We start from the raw sequence: 24,364 nt of genomic DNA, 5'->3' as shown, positions 1-24,364 counted from the left end.
AATCAGTTTTTATTTTTCATTCTTCCAAATAAACTTTGAGGTTTTCTAACACAATGCTATAACCAGCTGGGTTAAGATGAGCGCCATCGAAAGTGAGTTCTTTCTTTAAATTGCCATCTTTATCGGATAAGCCATCATTGACATCAATAAAGTGAAAATGATGTTTTTGAGCAAGTTTTTCAATTTTGTCTGATGCTTTTTGAAATTTTTCATTACTTCTCGTTTCAAACAAAGTTTTTTCATCTGAATCTTGTCCAAAATCAAGGGTATTGATTGGGTAATAGCGCATGACATAAACTTGTGCTTGCGGTAATTTTTCCCCAATTTGTGTCAAAATTTCATTGTAGTTGCTCATAAATTCAGCTTCTGGGACTTCAAATCCGATATCATTCGTTCCAATATTGATAAAAATTTTTGACGGCTCAAGGTTAATAATCTGACTCTCCAGATGTTTTAATAAAAATGCGGTCGTGGTAGCGCGAACTGCACGATTATAAATGTATTTTGAAAATCTGACCTTTCCCTCTTCTTCCCACTTTTCAATAGGAAATATTTCCATCAGTGAAGAACCAACAAATAAAGTCTGACCTTTTTTTGCTGACAGATTTTCTTTGTCATATTGGGCAAGGAGTTTTTCTTGAAATGCTTCAAGTTGAGGGTTTAACGTAAGTGCTTTAGTTTCTTCTGACATTTTCCTTTTCTCCTTTTAGTCCCAATTTACTTTTTTTAATTCTTCAATAAATTTTTGAGGAGCTTCTGGTAAAAATTCAATGGGGTGTTTTTTAGATTCTAACTTAATCATTGATTTTGCAACGATTTTATCATGCCAACCAAATGGAGTTAAATTATTAACTTCTCCACCAAAATTTGCAATCGCTACTGCATTTTTACGTAAAGGTCCAGCAATTTCTTTTGCAATGACTTTATTAAAAGTACCATACTCTACCATCGTTACAAAAACAGCGAAAAGTTTATTTTCTAAGATATTTTGATAAGTTCTTAGAAAAATTTGAACTGAGCGCTCGAATTTATGGCTATATACTGGACTAGCAACAATGACTGCATCAAAATCCTTGGGACTAACTTCTTCAACATTCAAGTCAACAAGGGTCACATTTTTTAAACGAATTGCTAACCTTCTTGCACATTTTGCTGTATTTCCCGTTTTTCCAGCGTAGGCGATGAGTGTATTCATCTTTCACTTCCTAATCTATTTACTGTTTAGAAATCATCCCAGTTTTCTGGTTTTTTAGGTTCTGCATGTTTATCAGAGTGTCCTGCTCTAGGGTCAAATTCATCAAATTCTGGACGATGATGTCCATCAAAATCACCAAAACGATTTTTCATTTCATCTGAGAAATGTTCCCAATGTTCATTAAACTCTGCTTCATCTCGTTTACCAAAGCTATTGCGGAAATTTTCTTTTATTTGTTTTCCAAAAATTTTCCAGTCTTCACCAAATGGTGCTTGTGAACGATCATCACGACGCATCCGATTTTGACCACGTTTCATTTCTTGAGAGGAACGACGCATTTCACGTTGCCAATTTTGCATTTCACGGCGCATATGATTTCCAAAAGCATGACGATCATGAGCATTCATCATATTTTCCATAAATGGGTTTCCGAAAAATTGTGTCATTTTTTGGAAATCTCGATCTTCATGTGCATCATTCGTTTCTACTAATTTTTCCATTAGATTTGCCAGTTGTTCTTGTTCTTCATCTGTCAAATTACCAAAAATTGTTTCGGAAATATCATTGTGCATTGTATCTCGTGTTTCTTGGGCTTCCCGTCCTTTTTCTGTTAAAAAGATACGATTGACGCGTTTATCATTTTCATCTTGTTTACGAATAACCATTTCTGCTTCTTCCAATTGTTTAACTTGAGCCGTCACACTCGAAGGCTTAATATCAAGCAGTTCAGCAATCTCAGCATTTGTTAAGCCATCTTTGTTCCATAATTCGACAAGTAATCCTTGGGCACCATTACGATTCCCTCGATTTTTCATCTGTTTTGAAATTCCATCTGCTCGCAAAGCAAATAGAACGCTTGGATTGTGCAATAGTTTTGAAAATAAATTTAATAAGTTATTTGTTTGTTCTGACATAATTTGTTCTCCTTAGTTTAGATTGGTTGTAGTTGTTCATCAAAAGCGTAGACGAGTAACGCATCTGGTTGTTCAATCAGCCTGATGAACCAATTGAATTTCTGAATTATTTTTTTTATCATCTTAAGCATTGGTTCTCCTTTAAGATTTTTATTCTCTTTAAAAGTTCCCTTATTATTGTTTAGTGAACTTTTATTTTAGAGAGAGATTTTTAAAATTAGTTAGTTTATTTATTTATTAACTAACAAAAATGATTATAAATCATTTAATTAGTTTTGTCAACAATAAAACTAACTAAATTAAAAAAATCAGCCCAAAGACTGATTTTTTATTTTATTCATTTCCTAAATCAAGCTGATAAAGTTGCTTAAATGTCGGGTTACTTTCCAGCAATACTGCTGGTTTTCCATCAAATTTAATCGAACCATTTTCTAAAAATAGAACACGGTCCATTTGGTGAACTCCTAATAAATGGTGAGTGATAAAGATAATTGATTTATCTCTTAACCTTTCAAAAAAGAGTGTTAATAATTGATTTTCAGTAATGGGATCAAGCGAGACGGTAGGTTCATCAAGAATAACCACATCCACATCTGACAGTAAAACTCTTGCGAGTGCTAAACGTTGTCGCTCTCCTCCAGAAAAACGTTCTCCTGCTTCGTCAACTGGCGTTAACAATTTTTGTGGCAACGATTCAACCATTTTACGGAGTCCGACTAATTCAAGCGCCTCCCAGATTTCTTCATCAGTAGCATCTAGTTTTGCCAAAGTTAAATTAGAACGAACCGTTGTTGCAAAGAGATATGGAGATTGGTTAATCACACCTATCTTTTCTTCAACATTTTTTGCTTTTGATGGTTCTACACCTGAAAATGTGATTTCTCCCTTTTGCGGAATTAAATCTCCTCGAATCAAAGAGGCAAGGGTTGATTTTCCAACTCCTGAACGACCTAGAATCGCAATATGTTCACCCTTTTTAACCTCTAAATCAAAATCATTGAATATTTTTTTATTTTCTTCAAAATAAAATTGTAGATTATTGATGACCAAATCAGTCCTAGTGATTTCCTCACTCCTAATTTCTTCATCTTGGTCTGGTAGTGCATTTAAGCGATTAATTGAATCACCATAGCGATTTGTTTCAACCACTGCATCAGACAAAGGAGAAAAGGCATCAAATAGTGGAAAGGCAGCTAAACTAACCGCTGCAATATAATTGGGAGCATCCCCTAATTTTAAAATTCCAGAAGACCAAATCATCAAATATATTACTAAAGCCCCATAAACAACCTGTAAAAAGAGATTTCGTCTTCGGCCAAAAGCTAATAATTTAGCTTGAATCTTTCTGGCAGATAATTCTGATCCCCGATAGGCCGTTAAAAAATCTTCTTTTCGACCAGAAAGGACCCAGTCTTGTAATCCTAAAATATCATCAGTCAAATGAGAAAAAAGTTGATTCCGATAAATTTTAAGTTCTTCATCTAGTTTTACAGTAAATTTTAGAGAAATTAAAGGAAGAATTACAATCAAGAAACCTAGAAAAATTGCTAAACCAAAGGCAAACCACAGAGATAAAAATCCGCCGGCAATAATTAAAGCAACTGATAGACTCCCCGCAATCAAAACTGGGAACAAGGTTCTTAAGAAAAGGTCTTGTAAGTTTCCAATGTCTTCATTAAGAACCCCCAATAAATCTCCCAAGCGATAACGGTCTGCTAAGGTCACTGCTGTTTTTTCCAATCGTAAATAAAGTTTTTTACGCAGCAGACTTGTGATTTTTAAAATCCAATTATGTGAAGTTAATCTTTCCACATAATGCATTACAGGGCGTCCAATCCCAAAAATCCGAACAAAGAGAACTGGAACGTAAATCATCAAGATATTTTCTGGTTTTGTCGCTGATTTTGAAATAACATAACCAGAACTAAACATTAAAAGTCCCGCCATTGAAATTGTAATCGTTCCTAAGAAAATAGACAAAATAAAACCGGAACGATTTTTTTTCAAGAATGGAGAAATCCAATCATTTCCAAATAAAATATTTTTTAATTTCATTATTCATGGCCTCCATTTTCTGTCAGTAATTTTTTATCATCATCAACACCTCGCATTTGACTGAGCAATTTTTGATAGTAGCCATTCTCAGCCAATAGCTGTTCATGGGTGCCAATTCCTTCAACTTGGCCTTCATTGAGTACGATGACCAAATCCATTGATGAAAGCCAATGGAGTCGATGTGTAGCAATAAAAACGAGTTTATTCTCAAGCAAAGGTAAAATATTTGCTTTGATTTCTAATTCAGTTTCAATATCTAAATGAGCCGTTGGCTCATCAAGAAATAAAATATTACGAGTACGACTCAAAAAAGCTCTAGCCAAAGCCACACGCTGTGCCTGACCTCCAGAAATTGTCCGACCACTAGCACCAATTTGCCCATCAAGCCCAATTTCATTCAGTAAACTTCCTAGACCTGCAAGTTCTGCAGCTTGATTGATTTGTTCGTCAGTTGATTCGGGCTCATAAAAGGCCAAGTTTTGACGAAAAGTTCCTGCAAAAATGTAAGTTTTTTGAGGAATAAATTGAACAGATTGTCGATACATTTCATCAGTCAAACTTGTCAGTATTTGGTTATTAAGCTTAAACTCTCCAGCTGTAGGTTCTAAAAATCCTGCTAACATAGAAAGAAGGGTTGACTTACCAGAGCCAGAACTTCCAACTAAGGCAACTTTTTTAAATCCTTTTACTGTCAAGTTCACTTCTGAAATTCCGCGTCCAGTATCGTAAATTTTTGCTAAATCTGTCAGTTTGAGGCTAGAATCCTCAGTCCAAGTCACTCTATCTTTTAGCACTGACAGGGTATTTTCGTCAGTTGAAAGAACTTCATTTACTGCAGCCAAAGCATTTTTCCCGTTAAGTGTTGCATGATAATCACTAGCAAAATCACGTAAAGGTAAGAAATACTCAGGTGCTAAGATTAAAGCCGCGAGAGCTGGAAATAATAAAATATCTCCACTCATCAATCTTAATCCTAAAAAAAGTGCAACTATTGCAACAGAAAGACTGGCAAAGAAATCAAGAGCAAAAGTTGAAAGCATAGCAACTCTTAATGCTCCCATTGTTTCTTTCCGAAAATCCTCAGACGTTTTATAAATTGAATTGGAATAATCTTTAGACAGACCAAAATATTTCAAAGTAGAAATTCCGCGTAATGAGTCTAAGAAATGATTTGATAGATATTGGAATGTTTTGTACTGACGCTCGGCTCTTCCTTGCGCAGCATAACCCAATAAAATCATAAAAATGATTGCAAAAGGAAAAGTTAAAGTTAGCACGATTCCACTTTGCCAATCTAGAAAATAAACTGGAATCAGAATTAACATTGGGACAATCATCATATTTAAAACCTTAGATAAAACCAGTTTAATATAATTTTCAACTTGGTCAATTCCTGTGATAACTGTCGTCGCAGCAGAACCAGAACCAAGATTTGCAATAGCTACAGGTCCCAAACGAAAAAATTTATCCAACATATCTCCGCGCAATTTTGTTGCTAAATTGTAAGCAAGCTTATCCAAAGATTTTGCACGTATAAAATTAATAATTTCTCGGCTCAAAAAGCAGACTAAAAAGCCCATGACCCAAGGAATAACATGAGAAAATAATTGCCCTTGCCAAAGTTTAGTAATTGCAGCAGCCAAAAACAAGGCCTGCCCAGCGATAGCAACAAACTGCAGAACTGCCAACATTCCAAGAATTGGAAACATCTTTCTTACTCCTGGCAGTTCAAAAAGTGATTTATCAATCATATTAAAGTTACTGATAAGCCCATTTTTTATTGTTCAAACAGAAAAAATCTAAAAATAATTGAAGAAAATTTCTGTCAGTAAAAAACAGAGCATCAGTTCCTTTCTAAAAAATTTAGGTCAGAAAAATTTTCTGACCAGAATAAATGGTTACCTCTAATTAATTATATCAATTAAAAAACTAATCTGAAAATAACTGGCTTAACCAGTTATTCTCATAATTTATTTTTGAATTCTTTTTCTGAAAATATAATAGGTCCAGCCCATGTAAACAAGAACAAAAGGCAAGATTGCTAAGGTAATGATTGTCATTGTTTTCAAAGTATAACCTGTTGAACTAGCATTTTTTATCAAAATACTATGAGCAGGATTGGTTGCAATCATCACTCGTGGGAATATTCCTTGGAAGATTAGAGCAACTAAAGCGATGAAAGTCAATCCTGACGCCAAGAAAGCTGACATTTCTTTACCTGAACGAACAGATAAATGAGCGACAAGAGTCAAAATCACAATCAAAGCAAGTAAAAGCAAAGTTCCAATGAAATGTTTTTCAAAGAAATCAGTGAAGACGGCCAATAAGATTGCAAAAACTACTTCTCCAGCATAGAGGACAAAGTAGAGGAAGTTTGCTACTTTTGCAGCTCTTTTACGCAAATCTCCTTCTGTTTTCAAAGCTAAATAGTTTAAACCATGAAGCCAGGCCAAGAGCATTACGGCAACACCACCCACAACTGACAAGAAGTTTACATAAGTGGTAAAAGTCGCAGTTACATTCCCTTTAGCATCCATTGGAACGCCTTGAATCATTCCCGTAAACATCAAACCAAAGAGAAATGGGATTGCAAAGCTAGCTACTCCTAAGACCTTGGTCCAAATCATTTTCCCTTTTTCTGTGTGTGAGTGATGACGAAACTCGAAGGTTACTCCCCGGAAAATCAAGCCTACCAAAATCAAGAATAGAATCAGATAGAAACCTGAGAATAAAGAGGCATACCAATAAGGAAATGAAGCAAACATTGCTCCACCGGCTGTCAAAAGCCAAACTTCATTCAAGTCCCAAACTGGACCAATTGATCCTATAGCTTGCTCGACTTCACGTTTATCCTTTGCAACCGTAATTGCACTCATTCCTACTCCGTAGTCAAAACCTTCAAGGAAGAAAAAGCCACTAAATAATACTCCAACAATAATAAACCAAAAAAGTTGTAATCCAGTCATTATTCATCCACTCCTTTCTCTTTAGTTTCTTTTTGAATTTCATTTTCTTCTTTAGATGAAGAATCAAAATTTTCTTGACTAAATGAATCTAAAGAAACATAAGCTGTTTCCGCACCTTCTACTCCTTCTCTCATTCGTTGAAGAGTAAAGTAGACCATCACAGCCCCAAGGAAGCAGAAAAGGAAGAAATAGACGATGTTTGAGAACAAGAGTGAACCTACAGAAACATTTGGTGAAACTGAATCCTTCATCGTGAACAATCCATACACCGTCCAAGGATAGCGTCCAAGTTCGGTCACTAACCAACCTGAGGTAATCGCAAGAAATGGTGCAAATAACATCCAACGATACACTTGCAAACCAAATTTATTTTTATATAGACTTGGTTTTTTCTTCCTTGTCCAAAAGAGACCCAGTGCCGAAAGTAGAATCATTAACATTGACAGACCGGCCATAATCCGGAAAGTCCAGAAAAGTACAGTCACTGGTGGGAAGAAATTCCCTCCAATTTCTTTAGCTACATCAGGATATTTCTTCTGAAGTTGAGCATTAATTTCATTCATCCCTTCAACAGAACCACTAGGACGGTGATAAGTTAGAATTGAAAGCATATAAGGAATTTGAATTCCAAACACTTCTTTATGGTCAGCTTCATTAAAGAAAGCAACCATATCCCAAGCCGCAGGGTCAGGAGTCGTTTCATAGACACCTTCAGTTGCAGCAAATTTCATAGGTTGAGAATTTTTAACTTCAATCATTTGTTGGTCACCAGCTACAAAGTTACCTACGGCACCAATTAAAGCAACCAAAAGTCCTAAACGCAAAACTGGTTTAAACATATCAATTTCTCGATTTTTAAGAATTTGATAAGCTGCAATCCCAGCAACAACAAAACCACCAGTTACAAGGAAGCCTGTTGCCACGTGACTAAATTCTAAAATTGTTTGAGGATTTGTCAAAAGAGCCGAGAAGCTTGTTAAGGTTGCTCGTCCACCTTTTACTTCATAACCCACTGGATTTTGCATCCATGAGTTTGCTGCCAAAATCCAAAGTGAAGACAAGAAAGTCCCAACAAATACAATCCATAGCGTTGCATTATGCAGTTTCTTTCCTAACTTATCCCAACCGAACATCCAGACTCCAAGGAAGGTAGATTCCAAAAAGAAGGCCAGAAGGGCTTCAACAGCCAAAGGCGCGCCAAAAATATCCCCTACGTAACGAGAATATTCCGACCAGTTCATTCCAAATTGAAATTCTTGAATAATACCGGTTACTACCCCTACTGCAAAGGATAAGAGCATAATAGATCCAAAAAATTTCGTGCGTTTTTTCCATTTTTCATCACCAGTTTTTACATAGATTGTCTCCATGATTGCCGTCATGAGAACCATTCCGACAGAAAGCGGTACAAAGAAAAAGTGGAAGATTGTAGTCATCGCAAACTGAAAGCGTGCGAGATTTTCAATGGTTAGCATTGTTTATCTCCTTATTTTTTATTTACTATATATATCAAATAGATATAAACTTACTTAAAAAAATATTTTATGCTATTAGACGAGTTTCATTTCAAGCCTAATTAAAAATATTTACATTTTAATAAATAAAATAAGGGTATTTTTTTAAATTCATAAGACTTTCAAAAATAATTAAGAATTAAAAAGATCAGTTTTAATTAAAAGACTATTAAATTTTTTATTTCCCATCAAATTATTTATTAATTTTTTCAAGAAAACAATAAGTGCTTTCTTGAGGCCTCCGATTAGTTCACTTTTCAAACACAAAATGTTCAAAGTTTTTGAAACTCATACTTTCTAGTTACCCAGTTTAATTCGTAACTATAATGAGTATTTCTACTTTGAATTTTTTCATTTTTCAGTAACAGAGCACTAACTTTAAGCCTTAGATAAAAATATGTTCCCTTGCCACCTCTATTCTCTTTAAATAGCACTATAAGTGAGTGATTTTTTAAAATTTATATTGGCATTTGTGAATGTCTTTGAACGTTTGAACAAAGGCACTAACATCTGCAAATAATTTAAAATCACGTTACACTTTATTCTATCACAATGTAAGCGCGAATAAAAACGATTGAATTGTAAAAATTATTTAACAAGAGTAACCTCATGAGCAACAATGTCATTTTAAAGATACAAAAAAACCTATCTCTCAAGATAGGTTTTTTCATTCCTTTACTAATTAACGAACATCTCCCATTAATTTCAAAATAGGTTTTTTGATAATAAGGAGGATGATTCCAACGATAATACCGATAATCCCTGTAATTGCAAAGAAGTGAACTTCTGTTGCTGCTTTAAAGATAGGTGTAATTTGGGCATTAATCGCTTGTGAAGTTGAGTCTGCCAAGAACCACATTGCCATCATTTGAGATTGGAATGCTACTGGCGCTAATTTTGTTGAAACTGATAAACCAACTGGTGAAACAAGTAATTCACCTGCCATTTGAACAGCAAACATCAATACTAGCCAAAGAGCACTCGCACGTCCAGAAGTCCCATTCAAGAGTCCAGGAAGTGTCATAATCAAATAAGAAGCTCCGGTCAACATCAATCCAAGACCAAATTTAACGATGGTTGATGGTTGACGATCTCCTAATTTGTTCCAAATTCGTACAAAGATAGGTGACAAGAGAACGATGAAGAGTGGGTTCAACAATTGGTACCAAGATGGGTCAATATGGAAAGTAAATCCAAACCAAGTAGGATTTAAGTTAGAACGTGATTCTCCCCAAACCGCAATAATCGTAGAACTTTGTTCTTCAATTGCCCAAAAGACAATCGCAGAAAGGAACAAAGGAATATAAGCTGTTAATTTACGACGTTCGTCTGATTCTACCTTTTTAGAGGTAAACATCATTACGAAATAAATAATTGGAACAACAATACCGATAATTGATAAAACGTTAATGAAATTATTGATGAAATTCGCAGGACTTGCTTGATAAATTAAGAAAAATCCGATTAAAGCAACGATAAGAACAATCGTTAATGTAATAATAAAATTACGTTTTGCTTTTGCATCCATTGGATTAGATGGTTCACGTCCAATTTCTGGGAAATGACGAAGACGTCCATACCAATAAGCAAATAATGCAAAAATCATTCCGATTGCGGCAAGTGAGAAACCTAAGTGGTAGTTCACACCTTGTCCAACTGTCCCAACAATCAATGGAGCAATCAGAGAACCCATATTAATTCCGACTACAAAGATATTAAATCCAGTATCACGACGTGAGTCATCTTTTGAATATAGATGTCCAACCATGTTAGAAATATTGGGTTTAAGCATCCCTGTTCCTAAGATAATCAAGAATAATGCCACGAAGAGTGAAGATAAACCAAATGGTGTTGCTAAAGCGACGTGTCCTAAAGTGATTAAAATACCACCCAAGAAGATTGTGCGCGAAGCACCCAACAAACGGTCAGCAACCCATCCCCCAACAATCGTTGAAAGATAGACAAGTGCACCATAAATACTTACAATCGCCATTGCCTGAGCTTTAGGAAGTCCTAAACCTGCGTTATCTGCAGTTGTCAATGCATAGAGGTAATAAACCAGAATGGCACGCATCCCATAGTAAGAAAAACGCTCCCAGAACTCAGTCTGAAAAAGCGTCAATAGGCCGCGAGGTTGACCGAAAAATGTTTTTTCTGTTTTGTTTAAGTTTTGCATAGATTATATTATAAAGTTTTCTATACAACTTGTCAAGTTGTCAAACAATTTTGCCTATACAGATTCTTTGAAAAACGCGGGAAAAAGAGGGACAATAACAAACTTTTCAAGGTATTTCTTTTAAAAACATTCCTAAGATAAGTCTTTAATTTTCTCATAAATAATAAATTCCCGTGAGAAACTGTAGAAATGAAAACATAATCGGTAAAAATGTATTGAACAAGACGTGAAGCAAAATACTTTCAGAAAGCACTTTTCGTCTATGATAAATCGTAGTTAGTATAACGGACATGGGGAGATACACTAACAAAACTGGACTAAATCCCGTATGTATCCAAGCAAAAGTAATACTTGCTAGGATAAATGCTAACTTATCATTCTTGAAAAAACGGTAAATTGTTCCCCGAAAGGCCATTTCTTCAAATAGGGGAGAACTTATACCAAAACTTATTGCATTAATCCAAGGAAATACAATTTGATTACTATACTCCATCTGTGTTTGGGCAATTCCGGCCAGAGGAAAATGGGAAGAATAGTAAGTCAATGTAACAAAATATAGGATGCTAGCAAAGAAAAAAGTCATCAAAATAATCAATAAGTTTTTGATTTTAAACATGGATAAAGTATTTTTGAAATAGCCAAATTTAACGCCAAGAAAAATGCCTAGTCCAATACTTATTAATAGATTAGCAAAAAGTAACCAAGTTGAAGCTAATTGCCGTTCATATCCTATCAGTGATTTGAAGAAGATTTCAGGATAAGCGAAAATCACATCTGGAAACCAATAAATTGTCCAAATTAAAATGAATAAACCAAAATATTTTAGTTTATTCATCCAGTATTTTTTTGTCAAATTTGACTCCTGACTTTATTTAAGCGACGCGAGCATACGGTTGTCCAAACATGTAAATCCATTCGAATCCACCATCTGTCATGGACATATTTTGACCACCATGGATATTTTCAAGTTCTTCATCAGTCAATTCTGTGAAAAGTTCTAAAGAGTTTTTAACATTTTCCATCTGAATCTCCATTCTTTAAAAGATAATATTTTGGTTTGTTATAATCGATTACTAATATAGTTTACAATTATCTGATTTTTCTGTCAATAACTTTTTTGTTTACCTGATAAGTTTATCCACTGAGATATTGAAAAGTGTTGCTAAAGCTTTTAAGGTTTCAATGTTTGGTTCACATTTTCCTTTTTCCCAATTGTAAACGGCTTGTTTTGAAAATTGAAGTTGCTCAGCTAATTGATTTTGAGTTAAGCCAATCGCTAAGCGCTCATTTCTAATATTGGTAGAAAGGTCTCCTCCTTTAATTTCCATCAGTTCATTATCACCTAAAGTTTGAAAATCCTTAAGACTATCTTCAGCCATTCATTTGTATCCCTTTTTAAATTATTTTTCACTGACAGACTTTTCGGTAAATCAAAAATCTGCTAAAGCAGATTTTTATCTTTCTATTTTCAAATCTAAGTTTGATTTTCCACTAATCACTTGCTCTGTCAGTAAATCTTTTAGTTTTGGCATAAAATCAAACTTCTGTAAAAAAGTAATTTCTGAATAATCTATCTTGATTTCATCTTCACTGGGATTAATCACCTCGACAAAAACTTCTGAATCTGTATAGCGCAAAATTCCTAGTAGTCTGTCACTATAAAAGCTAGAAAATTCTCCTTCTTTCAAACTATTTTCTAACAGACGCTTTTTCGTCCAACTCTTATAATAATCATATATTTCTGGTGAAATATCATCCCAAGGAAAATATTTACGATTTTCTGGATCCTTTCCTCCAGAAAGTCCCGCTTCGTCACCGTAATAAATACAAGGGATTCCTGGTAAAACAAATAAGAGTGAAACAGCTAATGGCAGATTTTCTTTTCCGACCATTGTTAAAATACGTTCCGTATCATGGGTTCCCAAATTATTTAAGTTGTTATAAAAAATATCTTTGGGATAGTTTTCCTGCAAAGTCATCAATTGATGGGCTACATCCTGACATGAGCGATTTCCGTTTAATAAATTGATGATTAACTCACGAAACGGATAGTTCATACAAGCTTGTAAGCTCCTGCCAAGAATATACTTGCGTCTTGTTCCATAAGAAATCTTATTAGAAGCATCCTCCCAAATTTCTCCTATTAGAATTTTTTCTGAATAACGCTCAAGATTCTCACGAATCCCTTTAATAAATGAATCAGGCAATTCATCAGCAACATCTAATCGCCAACCATCTATTCCCAAGTCATTCCACTTTGATAAAACAGAGTTTTTCCTACCATAAATAAAATCACGAAAGGACTCATTATCTTTATCAATTTCAGGTAAATCTTTAATTCCCCACCAAGATTTATAATCAAAAGGATAATTTTCAAACTTGAACCAGTCAAAATAAGGGGAGTCAGGATTTTTCGCCGCTCCTTCATCATCTCCATAATCTCCACTGATATTGAAGTAAAGTGAATTTTTACCTACATGTGAAAAGACACCGTCCAAAACTAAATGCATTTGTTCTTGATGAAGTAAATTGATTAATTCTTGAAAATCTTCTTGAGTTCCTAACATGGAATCTATTTTTAGATAATCGTTGGTGTCATAACGATGGTTACTTGTCCCAGAAAAAATTGGATTAAGATAAATGGCATTGATTCCAAGTTCTTTTAAATATGGAATTTTGTTAATGATTCCTCTTAGATTTCCACCAAAGAAATCCCAACGTGCAATATCACCATTTTCCTCTTTCACATAAAAAGGCGTATCAGATTTAGTTCCATAAATAAAAGAATTCGGTTTTGGATGGCTGACTTGTCCATTCTCATTTCCATTATGGAAACGATCAGGAAAAATCTGGTAAAAAACAGCGTCACGATACCAAGCTGGTGCCTTGTCCTCTTTTTCAAAAACTGTCAGCTGATAGGGTTTAATATCATTTTCGTTAGTATAAAGCAGCCCTTCCCCACCTATTCCAGAACTCCCATAAAAACGCTTGTTTTGTTCCCAATCTGAGCCCTCCAAAATTTCAAAATAGTAAAAATAAAGACCAGCATTTTCATCAAATGGGATAGTGACTGTAAAAAAACCTGACTCATCTCTGCTCATAAGGAATTCATATCTTTTTCCAAAATCACGTCGAATAATGCACTTCACTTCTACTTGAGTTTGATTTGCGTCAAATTTCAATAAAATGGCTTGCCCTACTTTTACTGCACCAAAAGGTTGCTTATAATCTAAATTCCATGGATTATAGTAATACATCTGATTCTCATTTCATTTTTTAGTAGTTTAAGATAGAAAATTAGAGAGTTCTTTCTATTAAAACAAGAACTCCTGTCACAAACGGTCAGGAGTTTTTTGACCAACGACAAGTTTGTCAGTAAATCATTAAAACTACTCTATCTAAAAAGGCTTACTCAATCCTATAAAGCGAACTTTTTATTCACTATAAGATTTCTTAATTTACTGACAGCTCTGTCAGCAAATCTGGTCATTCTTTTTTAGCTTTAATATACCAAATATCGTCGGCGTATTCTTTTACCGTCCGGTCAGAACTAAAACGCCCCACATTTGCAATGTTCATCAAACTTGCTTGAGCCCATGCTTTAGGATCTCGATAAAGTTTTTCAAGATCAGCTTGCGCTCGAACATAATCATTAAAATCACGTAGTACAAAATATTCGTCATTATAAACGGTCAGTGAATCAAAGATTTCGCGTCCTTCACTTTTTATATTGGGAATCGTCCCATCAATTAGAGCATTCAAAATACGATTAACTACTGGATTTTGCTCAAAAATATCACGCGCATTATAATTACCATTGCGATAGTATTCATAGACTTCATCTTTAGTTAGACCAAAAACAAAGTTATTCCCATCTCCGGCAGCTTCAAAAATTTCAATATTAGCCCCATCTAGTGTTCCAATTGTTAGAGCACCATTTAGCATAAATTTCATATTTGAAGTCCCCGAGGCTTCCTTAGAAGCCAATGAAATTTGTTCCCCTACATTGGCTGCTGGTATAATCATTTCTGCTAGACTTACATTATAGTTTTCCATAAAGACAACTTTGAGTTTATCTTTAACCGTTTGATCATTATTAATCATATTCGCGATTTCATTAATACATTTGATAATAGACTTCGCGTAATGATAAGAAGGTGCCGCTTTTGCTCCAAAAATAAATACTCTTGGAACCCTATCTAATTCTGGATTCTCTTTTAAATCAAAATATAATTTAAGAATATGTAGAGCATTTAGCAACTGACGCTTATAGGCATGCAATCTTTTTACCTGAACATCAAAAATAGCATCAGGATTAACAATAATCCCATTTTTTTCTTTGATTAAGGCTGCTAATCTAAGCTTATCATCATATTTAGCTTTTTGCAGTTTTTCAAGCGTTTTTTCATCATCCTTGAAATTTTTTAACAATTTTAATTCATCCAAATCATGACGCCATGATTTACCAATTGTTTCGTCAATAATACCTGATAAGCGTTCATTTGCAATCTGAATCCAACGACGGTCAGCAATTCCATTCGTTTTGTTATTAAAACGTTCAGGGTAAATTTCATAAAAATCATGAAGTTCAACATCTTTTAACAAATCAGAATGTAACTTGGCTACACCATTTGTTGAGTGTGAACCGATGATTGATAAATTTGCCATATGGATTTGTCCATCTTTAATAATTCTCGTGTTATGAACAAGGCTTGCTCCAATTTTAGGGAGTAACTCTGCCGTACGCCTACGGTCAATCTCGACAATAATTTGATAAATACGAGGCAATAATTGTTTCACCATTTCCTCAGGCCATTTTTCTAAAGCTTCAGATAAAATCGTATGATTGGTATATGACATCACCTTAACCGTTGTATCCCAAGCACGATTCCAACCTACCCCATAATCATCAACCAAAAGGCGCATGAACTCTGGCACACAAAGAGCAGGGTGAGTATCATTTATATGGACTGCAATATAATCACTAATTCTTCGAATATCTTTTTTTTGTGTTCCTTTGTAATGGTGTAAAATCCTTTGTAGACCAGCGGAAACAAAGAAATATTCCTGCTTCAAACGTAAGAGACGTCCATCATAATTTGAATCATCTGGATAAAGTTCAGCTGATAACATTGAGGTTTGCCGCATATATTCTAAGTTTTGAAATTTGGGATCTAACTCTTCTGGAACTTCTGAGCGCCACAGACACATATTGTTGACCGTAGTATTTTCATAACCTATCATTGGTGTGTCATAAGGTACGGCTAAAACACGTTCCTGATCTTTATAATGAGGAATGAGATTTCCCTTACCATCATCTTCTAACCAAACTTCACCACCAAAAGTTACCTCAACTGCTTTGTCAGCTCTGCGAACTTCCCAAGGATTTCCATTATTCAGCCAAGAATCAGGTAATTCTACTTGATAGCCATCAATAATTTTTTGTTTGAATAGTCCATAGCGATAACGAATTCCATTTCCGTTACCTGGTAGGCCCGTAGACGCTAAGGAATCCATAAAACAACTTGCCAAGCGCCCTAAACCACCATTACCAATCGCCATGTCTGGTTCAACTTTAGCTACTTCATCAAGTTCAATGCCAAAATCTTCCAGACCTTCGCGAACGGTTTTTAAAATACCTAAATTAAGTAAATTGGATTTAAGCATTTTCCCCGGTAAAAACTCAATTGAAAAATAATAAGCTTGTTTTTTCCCAGTTTCATCCTTATATTGATTATCAGAAACCCAGATATTAGCATAGTAGTGTTTCACAACAGATGCTAATGCATCATAAATTTCCTGATAACCTGCTTTAGTCAGGTCAGTCGCAAATTTTGAAGTTAGACGCTCTTCGAAATCTTGCTTAAATTGTTTTTTAGAAAGTTTCACTCATCGCTCCTTTTTTAAAATCAAACATCATTTATTTTAAAAAGAATTTTATCACACTTTAGCACTTAACGCAAACGCTTGCGTTACTTTAATATTGTTTGATAAAGTTCAATGTATTGCTGTGCTTTCGTTTCCCACGAAAAATCTTGTTCCATTGCGGATACAATTATCCGGTTTAAAGTCTTTGGCTCCTTTTTATAAACTTCTAGTGCACGTTTAATCGTTTCTAATAAAATATCTCTGTCAAAATCTATAAAACCGAAACCAGTCCCCTCTTTCGTAACAGGATTGAATGGAATTACGGTATCTCTTAGTCCGCCAATCTCGTGGACAATCGGTAAAGTTCCATATCTCATAGCAATCATTTGAGATAAACCACAGGGTTCAAAAGCCGATGGCATCAAAAATAGATCTGAACCAGCATATATTTCTTGAGCAAATTGCAAATCAAAAGCAATATTCGCCGACAGTTTATCAGGATACTTTTGTGCGAAATATTTAAATCCTTCTTCTAGTTCTGGAAAACCTGTTCCTAGTAAGACAATTTGAACCTCTTCTTTCAAAAGCTCTTCCAATTGGCTTAACACTAAATCAAATCCTTTTTGATTGGTTAATCGTGAAACCATACCAATTACTGGAATATCAGGATTTATCGGTAAAAATGCTCTTTTTTGTAATTCTGCCTTCATCTTTGCTTTGCCTGTAAGGTCCAGTGAATTGAAATGATATGAGATTTGTTTATCTTTTTCTGGGTCATAAATCTCATAATCAATCCCATTTAAAATCCCAGAAATCTTTCCTTTCACATACTGCAAAACGCCTTCCAATCCACCACCAAATTCTGATGTTTGAATTTCCTTTGCATACGTAGGCGAGACAGTGTTAACCCGGTCTGCATACAAAATACCTGTTTTCAACATATTTAGCATTCCATTATGGCGAACAACTCCTTCAAAATACCGTTCCATTCCCATTCCGAATAGTTCTGTCAGGGCATCTCCTTGCATCACACCTTGAAATTCTATATTATGAATAGTCAAAACTGACTGTATATCGGAATAAGCGTTAATCCACTTATATTTTTCTTTAAGTAAAAATGGAATCATGGCTGTTTGCCAGTCATTTACATGCAAAATGTCAGGAATAAAATCTAATTTTTCTAAGAGCTGACAAACTGCTAAATCGAAAAAGGCAAAACGTTCTCCATCATCACCATAACCGTAAAGCTGCCCTCGACCAAAATAATGCTCATTATCTAAAAAATAATATTTAACATTATCTTTTACTAAGGTTTTAACTCCAACATATTCATGCCGCCAACCTACATCAACAAAATCATAAAATTCATCGACGAGTAGTGAACGATATTCTTCTTTCATTTCATTTTTGAAATAAGGTAAAATCACACCAACTGAAGAAATCTCACTTTTCTTAGCCAACTCTTTTGGAAGTGCTCCCGCTACATCACCAAGTCCTCCCGTTTTGAAAAAGGGAGCACACTCACTTGACGCAAATAAAACTTTCATTTTTTCTCTTTTCATTTCTCTAATTGCCATTTTTTACGTTTACTCAAGAGCGCCGATAAAGAATATCAGCGCTATTTTTATATTTATAAAATATCTGCAGTCACAACGGTGCCTTTAGGAATAACTATTGGTTTTTCTGAGCTACCAATAATTTTAACATTGTTTTCTACAACTACCCCTTTATCGATGATAGCAAACTTTACTTGAGCTCCACTTTTTATCTCAGAATTTGTAAAAATTAATGATTCTTCAATTAATGCATCATCTTGAATCTTGACTCCCCGAGAAATAAGAGAATTTTTTACTCGTCCATTAATGATACAACCAGAACCTAATTGACAGTTTTCGACCTTACTATTTTCCGAAAAATAAGTTGGAACTTCATTTTTTATCTTTGTATAGACTGGCTGACTACTGTATAAAAGAGAAGTGAAATTTTGGGGGTCAAGCATAACCATATTAGCATCATAAAAAGATTTAATATTTGTGATATTGCTCATATAACCAGTATATTCATAAGTGTTCACATCATAATTTTTCATATAAACTCGAATCAAACGAGCGATTGATGCCAACTCTCCTAAATCTTGCATTTCTTTTATAAAATTAATCAACCAATCAGTATTAACAATAAATAAATTTAAACAAAGTGCTTCTCTTTCTTGTGGGTCCTCTAATTGATTAACATAGCAATTACTCATTTTACCTGTTTCATCAAAACGAAGAATTGTATCATATTCACTTGCTAAATCTGGAGAAACCTTTTTATAAACTGTGGTGATCTCTTTGCCGGCCAATTTGTGAATTTTGAGTACAGCGGTCAAATCTACATTGCAAATAAATTTACTTCCCAACAGAACTGTATAAGGAGCTTTTGATTTTCGCAAAAAATTTAGTTGTTGAGCAAAATAATCTTTTCCTAGCTCCTTTAAACGATCAAAATCCTGTTGGATATAAACAAAATAACGACTATTAAATCCATCTAAGCCCCATTCTCCTCCTGAACCCAGATGATCAAAAACGGACTGTGTTTCTCCTTCATTAAAAGTCATAAAAATATTATCCACATGAGCATTCGAGAGCGAAGAAAGTGGAAAATCAATCAAACGATATTTACAATCAAAAGGAAGAGTAGCGATTGGGCGGACATCTGTTAAAGGTTTTAAATTTTTACTAGAAGAAACATTAGAAAGGATGGCTGCCATTTTATTACTATTGTTCATTTTTATTTTCTCCTTTTATTTCTCCGTGACCAATCACTGCGACTTCATCTTCACCGATAATTTCAACATTATCACCAATCTTCGCATTCTCACCAATGATTGCATTTTTTATCGTGACATTTTCACCGATAAAAGTTCCCGACATGATAAAACTGTCTTCGATAGTTGTTCCTTCCTGAACATGAACATTTTGTGACAAAATAGAGTGAATGACTGTTCCATCAACATAACAACCATCACCAACAAGAGCATTTTTCACCTTTGATTTTTCGGTAATAAATTGAGGAGCTGAAATATCATTATGTGAATAAATTCGCCATGACTTATCAGTAATATTTAATTCATTATTTAAGTCAAGAAATTCCATACTAGATTGATGGAGGGAATCAATGGTTCCAACATCTTTCCAATAACCTTTGAAACGATAAGCAAAAACATTTTCACCAGCTTCAATATAAGCTGGAATAACATCACCGCCAAAATCTTCCATTGGATTTCCTTTAGAATAACCATTCACAAGAACTTCACGAAGTCTCTTCCAATTGAAAATATAGATTCCCATTGAGGCGAGATTTGATTTTGGTTCTTTAGGTTTTTCTTCAAATTCAATGATTCGGTCATTGTCATCAGTATTCATGATTCCGAAACGACTTGCTTCTTCAAGCGGAACTTCCATTACAGAAACAGTTAAACTGGCTTCACGTTCCTTATGGCTTTCTAACATTGCCTCATAATCCATTTTATAAATGTGATCTCCTGAAAGAATTAAAACATACTCTGGATTTTGCTGATCAATGTATGAAATGTTTTGATAAACAGCATGAGAAGTCCCTTCAAACCACTTTGAACCTTCTTGCGAAGAATAAGGTTGAAGAATCGTCACGCCACTATTTATCCCATTTAATCCCCACGGCGCTCCGTTTCCAATATGAGCATTCAGCGTCAAGGGTTGATATTGTGTAATGACCCCAACATTTTTTACATTTGAATTTGCACAGTTAGAGAGTGCAAAATCAATGATGCGATAGCGACCGCCAAAAGGAACAGCAGGTTTAGCGACATCTTTTGTCAGTTTTCCTAAACGTGTACCTTGACCACCAGCAAGGATAAGACCAAGCATTTCAATTGCCATAATGGAACCTCCATTTTTTTACAAAATTTTTGTTTTTTTATTTATTTATTATTATTTTATAATTTATGCTTTCTAATTCAAAATGATTTACTTTGAAACTTAATAGGCTCGCTTGCTTTCTTTAATAAAGTTCTTTAGAAAATCGGTCCATTCTTGATTTTCAATCAATGCTTCAAGATTACAATGAAGCCGATAATTCCAGTAATGATACGGATTTGCAGGAATATTAATTTGTTCAGATTTTGCATTTTCTTTTCTAAAATGGTCACTCATTGCTAACCAATCTTGAATAGGTAAGATAACCATCATGGCATTAGAATTTAAATTTCTCTTAATTATTTCTTGGATAATTTCCACACTCGCATAGTTTGGCGCTTCTCCATACCAACCCATGACTTCGTTGTAATAACGTTGAGTTAAATCATGGTTTTCTTCCCACCAAGCTCTTAAAGGGCTGGTATCATGGCTAGATGTGGTTACTACTGATAAATATGGAACTTCACTTAATGAGCTGACAAACCGTTCATCAGCAGGCATTCGTTCAATAATCAGTCGTAAGATATCAAGATGATACATCACATCTGGAACATTATTTGGCACCATCCCTAAGTCCTCGCCACATGCCAACATCTTGGTCGCATTTTTTAAGGCTGGCAATTTTTCATAGGCTTTTTCTTTCCAAAAATCATAATTTCGACCATAAAAATAGTCATTGTAAAGCCGATCCAATCGTACTTTGTAGTCATCACCAAATTCTCGAAAACTTATTGTGGATAACAGACCAATTCGTGGATGATACTTTTCACTATTTTCATCATCCTTTAAAAAAATTACATTTTCTTGTAATTTATAAAGTCCTTCGCGAACCCAGTTCTCCATTTGAGTATTCTCTATCGCTTTTTGGTTGTTGAATTCTGCTTTAAAACGATAGTTACCAGTACCAATATAGTCTAAAAATGTTTGAATAATCCAATCACGATTATCTCGACCAAAAACTTCGTCTATCACCCAATCTTTGATGAAAGGTATGATGAAGCGCTCAATCCCCCATTGTCGGAATGGAATTCCATAATTATTTTCAATTTCTTCTGCTGACAAAGCCAGTGCGGGTGAAAATTGACCTAGCAATCCTCTTACCGAATTTTCTGGCATTTGCCATATTCTAAAGAATCCAAGAATATGGTCGAGGCGATAAGCATCAAAGTAATTTGACATGGCGGTTAGACGTTTTTTCCACCAATCATAGCCATCTTCAGCCATCTTTTCCCAATTATAAGTTGGGAATCCCCAGTTTTGTCCATTTACGGCAAAAACATCAGGAGGCGCACCAGCTTGTTTATCAAGATGGAAAAGTTCGGGATGGGTCCACGCATCTACAGAATCGTGAGCAATTCCAATCGCTATGTCTCCTTTTAAACCAATTCCTAATTTATGACAATAATCTACTGCTTCAGTAAGTTGAGAATGGAGAAGATATTGCACAAAAATATATAAATCTAACTGGCTAGTCTCTTTTTTTAATTTATCAAATAAATTTTTATCATAATTCGCATTTTTTCCCCAAGCTAAAAAATTAGCACTCTTATTAATGTCTCTTAAATAGGAAAAACAGGCATAGGCCTTCAACCATTCTTCATTTTGTTTATAAAATTGTTGATAAGCCTTGGTTTTTTGATATTTTACGGCTGAATTTTGATAAATAATTTGCGCATATTCCCACTTTAGTGCCAGACATCTTTCATAATCTATCTTCTCTAAAGAATTTAATTCTGATTCTAAAATCAAAAGTTTTTCTTGTTGCTCTTTTGTATAAGATTTCCAAAATTCATGAATATCTAAATAGAGTGGATGCAAAGCAAAAACGGAAATTGCCCGATAAGGATAGGAATCTCGCCAATCCATAAAAGTCGTCGTATCATTAATTGGTAGTAATTGGATGACATCCATGCCAGAGCGATAGGTAAAATCGGCCAATTTCTTAAGGTCTGAGAACTGACCTACTCCGCTAGAGTTTTCCGTTCTAAGAGAAAAAACTGGGACTGCTATTCCGGTATGGTAAGCTTTTTCTCCATAGGGTTCAATTGAAAATGTGTTAGTTACCATCTTTTCTTACTCCTTAGAATTTTTGAAATTGATTTAGAATAATTAAAGAAAACGTTTTCTTTTATTATATATCTTTTAAAATAAATATACCAATATTTAGTGTGATTTTTCAGAAAATTAATAATAAAAAACGAACTTGATAACTTTTGTTTCTATTAAACTACATTTAAGAGTAAAAAGTAATAAAAAAAAGTTACTGGTAGACTTTACCAATAACTTTATTTATTAATCTTCTTTCAAGAAGTTAGTCAAAACACCATTAATAAATCGACTAGATTTTTCATCGCTAAAGTCTTTTGAAAGCTCGATAGCTTCATTGACTGCCACGACATTTGGTGTATCTGTAAATAATATTTCATATGTAGAAACTTGAAGAATGGCTTGTTCAACAAGTGTTAACCGTGAAAACGACCAATTTTTTGCTAGATATTTAGAAATATTGATTTCTAAATCTTCTTTTTTCTCTAAGACTCCATCAACAAGTTGAGTAAAATATTCTGGAGCTTCCAGATCTTCTGCTCTATCATTGTCGTAGTTAAGTACGAAATGTTTTGTTTCTTTTAAAAGGTCTGACAAGTGAGATTCGGCAGTCGTTTCAGCCTGCTGTAACTGCTCATCAAGCTCTTCTTTTAAGGTATTTGGAACAAATAAATCGCTTGTGTACTTTTCAAGAATATTTTCATGAAGGAAAGAGAAGGTTTTTTGGAAAGTTTCAAAAGTCTGCTCGGTTGTTGCATTTTCTGGCAGATTTTTGAAAAATTCTAATACTTTTGGTGCAACTGGCTCTTCATCAAGCTCAATTTGGAACAAACGAATAAGTTTGAGGTTAGCCATAATTCCTGAAAATAAATTTGTTGCTTCGTATTCATTCATTTTCTTAGCGTAGCCACCGAAATCACGCATGAAAGCAAGTGCTTTAGCGACATTCGTTTTTTCGATATCTTTAACACCGAGAATCTCGTAAATTTCGTAGATTGCCTCTAAAGGTTGAGATAGTCCCTTAGGAAACTTACGAACAGTAATTCGTTCATCACGAAAATCAACGTCAAAACGAATCGTTTGAGAAAGTTCTGTTTCTATCTTCTCAACATTTTCACGAAAAGAACTTACGACACTGGTTGCCATTTCCTTTTGTACAGCGTAAGAAAACAATACTTGGACCGCTCGTTGACGAATTTGGTGTTGCGTGAGCGTTTTAGGCATCAAAAAATCCCTCATCAAACAAGTCTTCAAGCGCTGGTTTTGGTTGTTTTTCAGTCATAATTCCTACAACATGGATATTGACTTCATCAACAACAATTTCAGTAGCTTGAGCAACTGCTTCTTTCACTTCTTTTTGGATTTTTGTAGCAACCGCTGGTAGGCTCACACCATAAGTGAGATAAACGTAGATATCAACTGCTACTTTATCATCTTTTGAGTCAATATAAACGCCACGTCCTTCATTTTTCTTCCCTAAACGGTCTGAAAAACGTTTATTACGAAGAGCATGTACGCCTTCAATTTTGGCTGTTGTGATACCGATAATCACTTCAAGAACTTCAGGGGCAATGACAATATCCCCAAGTTCTTCAGAATGTACAGTTTTTTCTGCCATTTTGCTTTCTCCTTTTGTCTTTGCAAATTTTTCTAATTAGAAAAATTTCACTTACAAAATGAATTTTCTCTACT

The 24,364-nt window shown here is 34.5% G+C and carries 19 protein-coding genes; all 19 read right to left on the bottom strand.

Features of this window, described 5'->3' with window-relative positions; translation table 11 throughout:
• Nucleotides 1-16: 16 nt before the first annotated feature.
• Complete coding sequence (locus KW2_RS03235; protein WP_021036880.1) at nucleotides 17-691, bottom strand: SGNH/GDSL hydrolase family protein; 675 nt, start codon at nucleotides 689-691, stop codon at nucleotides 17-19.
• 15 nt (nucleotides 692-706) lie between these two features.
• Entirely contained in the window at nucleotides 707-1,195 is a 489-nt protein-coding gene (locus tag KW2_RS03230; RefSeq protein WP_021036879.1) for a flavodoxin domain-containing protein, read from the bottom strand.
• Between the two features lie 26 nt (nucleotides 1,196-1,221).
• On the bottom strand, nucleotides 1,222-2,109 hold the full coding sequence (locus tag KW2_RS03225; RefSeq protein WP_021036878.1) for a MarR family winged helix-turn-helix transcriptional regulator: 888 nt from the start codon (nucleotides 2,107-2,109) through the stop codon (nucleotides 1,222-1,224).
• A gap of 333 nt (nucleotides 2,110-2,442) precedes the next feature.
• A complete protein-coding gene (gene cydC, locus KW2_RS03220; protein WP_021036876.1) occupies nucleotides 2,443-4,164 on the bottom strand; it encodes a thiol reductant ABC exporter subunit CydC in 1,722 nt (573 codons plus the stop codon).
• A complete protein-coding gene (cydD, locus tag KW2_RS03215) occupies nucleotides 4,164-5,915 on the bottom strand; it encodes a thiol reductant ABC exporter subunit CydD (protein ID WP_041168584.1) in 1,752 nt (583 codons plus the stop codon). Before cydD ends, cydC begins: the two co-directional genes overlap by 1 nt.
• Before the next feature lie 219 nt (nucleotides 5,916-6,134).
• Nucleotides 6,135-7,130 carry a cytochrome d ubiquinol oxidase subunit II gene (gene cydB / locus KW2_RS03210; protein WP_021036874.1) on the bottom strand — a complete coding sequence of 332 codons (996 nt, stop codon included), beginning with the start codon at nucleotides 7,128-7,130 and terminating at the stop codon, nucleotides 6,135-6,137.
• Entirely contained in the window at nucleotides 7,130-8,605 is a 1,476-nt protein-coding gene (locus tag KW2_RS03205) for a cytochrome ubiquinol oxidase subunit I (RefSeq protein WP_011835628.1), read from the bottom strand. The genes cydB and KW2_RS03205 overlap by 1 nt, the downstream gene beginning before the upstream one ends.
• Before the next feature lie 721 nt (nucleotides 8,606-9,326).
• Nucleotides 9,327-10,820, bottom strand: a complete 1,494-nt coding sequence (locus tag KW2_RS03200) for a peptide MFS transporter (RefSeq protein WP_011835629.1) — start codon at nucleotides 10,818-10,820, stop codon at nucleotides 9,327-9,329.
• Between the two features lie 154 nt (nucleotides 10,821-10,974).
• Entirely contained in the window at nucleotides 10,975-11,655 is a 681-nt protein-coding gene (locus KW2_RS03195; RefSeq protein WP_046125029.1) for a CPBP family intramembrane glutamic endopeptidase, read from the bottom strand.
• A 37-nt stretch (nucleotides 11,656-11,692) separates the two neighbouring features.
• Entirely contained in the window at nucleotides 11,693-11,842 is a 150-nt protein-coding gene (locus tag KW2_RS11845; RefSeq protein ID WP_011675662.1) for a bacteriocin, read from the bottom strand.
• A 99-nt stretch (nucleotides 11,843-11,941) separates the two neighbouring features.
• Nucleotides 11,942-12,199, bottom strand: a complete 258-nt coding sequence (locus tag KW2_RS03190; RefSeq protein WP_011675661.1) for a helix-turn-helix domain-containing protein — start codon at nucleotides 12,197-12,199, stop codon at nucleotides 11,942-11,944.
• A gap of 75 nt (nucleotides 12,200-12,274) precedes the next feature.
• Nucleotides 12,275-14,077 carry a glycoside hydrolase family 13 protein gene (locus KW2_RS03185; protein WP_021036872.1) on the bottom strand — a complete coding sequence of 601 codons (1,803 nt, stop codon included), beginning with the start codon at nucleotides 14,075-14,077 and terminating at the stop codon, nucleotides 12,275-12,277.
• Nucleotides 14,078-14,306: 229 nt separating this feature from the next.
• Complete coding sequence (locus tag KW2_RS03180; RefSeq protein ID WP_021036871.1) at nucleotides 14,307-16,709, bottom strand: glycogen/starch/alpha-glucan phosphorylase; 2,403 nt, start codon at nucleotides 16,707-16,709, stop codon at nucleotides 14,307-14,309.
• Between the two features lie 83 nt (nucleotides 16,710-16,792).
• On the bottom strand, nucleotides 16,793-18,235 hold the full coding sequence (gene glgA / locus KW2_RS03175) for a glycogen synthase GlgA (protein WP_021036870.1): 1,443 nt from the start codon (nucleotides 18,233-18,235) through the stop codon (nucleotides 16,793-16,795).
• Nucleotides 18,236-18,318: 83 nt separating this feature from the next.
• Nucleotides 18,319-19,458, bottom strand: coding sequence for a glucose-1-phosphate adenylyltransferase subunit GlgD (glgD, locus tag KW2_RS03170; protein ID WP_011835637.1), 1,140 nt, complete (start codon nucleotides 19,456-19,458; stop codon nucleotides 18,319-18,321).
• On the bottom strand, nucleotides 19,448-20,590 hold the full coding sequence (locus tag KW2_RS03165) for a glucose-1-phosphate adenylyltransferase (protein WP_021036869.1): 1,143 nt from the start codon (nucleotides 20,588-20,590) through the stop codon (nucleotides 19,448-19,450). The genes glgD and KW2_RS03165 overlap by 11 nt, the downstream gene beginning before the upstream one ends.
• A 99-nt stretch (nucleotides 20,591-20,689) precedes the next feature.
• Complete coding sequence (locus KW2_RS03160; protein ID WP_021036868.1) at nucleotides 20,690-22,693, bottom strand: 4-alpha-glucanotransferase; 2,004 nt, start codon at nucleotides 22,691-22,693, stop codon at nucleotides 20,690-20,692.
• 225 nt (nucleotides 22,694-22,918) lie between these two features.
• Nucleotides 22,919-23,896, bottom strand: coding sequence for a transcription antitermination factor NusB (nusB, locus tag KW2_RS03155; RefSeq protein WP_021036867.1), 978 nt, complete (start codon nucleotides 23,894-23,896; stop codon nucleotides 22,919-22,921).
• Nucleotides 23,889-24,290 (bottom strand): Asp23/Gls24 family envelope stress response protein, encoded by a 402-nt coding sequence (locus KW2_RS03150; RefSeq protein WP_011675653.1) that lies wholly within the window; start codon nucleotides 24,288-24,290, stop codon nucleotides 23,889-23,891. Before KW2_RS03150 ends, nusB begins: the two co-directional genes overlap by 8 nt.
• Nucleotides 24,291-24,364 lie beyond the last annotated feature (74 nt).

The organism is Lactococcus cremoris subsp. cremoris KW2 (assembly GCF_000468955.1).
Lineage (GTDB): Bacteria > Bacillota > Bacilli > Lactobacillales > Streptococcaceae > Lactococcus > Lactococcus cremoris.
This window is presented reverse-complemented; position numbering and strand designations above follow the sequence as displayed.